Source organism: Oleiphilus sp. HI0125 (assembly GCF_001635355.1).
Window position 1 is genome coordinate 1 of the sequence record NZ_LWGF01000526.1, and the last position, 366, is coordinate 366.

The following is a 366-nucleotide window of genomic DNA, read 5'->3' on the forward strand; positions in this document are numbered from 1 at the left end:
AAAATTCTCTTGAAAACGCTCTTCCTTGGGATGCTATTGCAGCGGCCGATTTTAAACAACTCGCTAGCAACGACGGTGTTGAAACAGTATTGAATCAACGCCATGAAGAGCGCTTTGCGAAAAACGAAGAATACCAAGTCTTACTTGAAGAGATTGCATTGCTCGATAAGCAACGCACAAAAGATCGCGTATCTCTCAATAAAGAAGTTCGCCAAAAAGAAATCAAGACAGCTGAAAAAGAGCAACTCGACCTAGAAAACAAGCGTCGTAGCTTTGAAGGCAAAGAACCATATGCTGATTTCAAGGCTTGGGAAGATGACGTCGAAGCTCAGGCAAGCAAGACACAGAGCGACGAACTCGAAGTAG

1 protein-coding gene is annotated in these 366 nt (G+C 43.7%); it reads left to right on the plus strand.

All coding sequences use genetic code 11. From position 1 onward, the window contains the following. The coding region (locus A3762_RS06695; RefSeq protein ID WP_197469094.1) for a carboxy terminal-processing peptidase at positions 1 to 366 on the plus strand (366 nt) is incomplete at both ends.